Origin of the sequence: Sedimentibacter sp. B4, assembly GCF_000309315.1 — a bacterium.
Lineage (GTDB): Bacteria > Bacillota > Clostridia > Tissierellales > Sedimentibacteraceae > Sedimentibacter > Sedimentibacter saalensis.
Genome location: NZ_CANG01000238.1, coordinates 1 through 241, shown reverse-complemented (window position 1 = coordinate 241; position 241 = coordinate 1). Strand labels below are relative to the sequence as shown.

Here is a 241-nt window from a genome sequence, read left to right as displayed (position 1 = left end):
GCGGGCGTCGATGGAGGCCAGGTCGACACGATCGATGACGGCCTCGTAGTCCGCGATCACCGCGTCCGGGTCATCCCCGCCGAAGTCCACGCCCAGCTCGGCCTGCGCCCGCAGCACCGCCAGCCACAGCCTCCGTTCGGCGACGATCTTCGCCTCCGGCGACCAGATCTCCCGCATCGCCGCGGACGCGTACCGGGTGGCCAGGACGTCGGGAATCATGCGTGGGCCTCCTGGCCGAAAA

General features: G+C 70.5%; 1 pseudogene. It reads right to left on the bottom strand.

The features are described from left to right. A pseudogene (locus tag BN358_RS10910) lies at positions 1–219 on the bottom strand (adenylosuccinate lyase); the annotation flags it as partial. Positions 220–241: the final 22 nt, after the last annotated feature.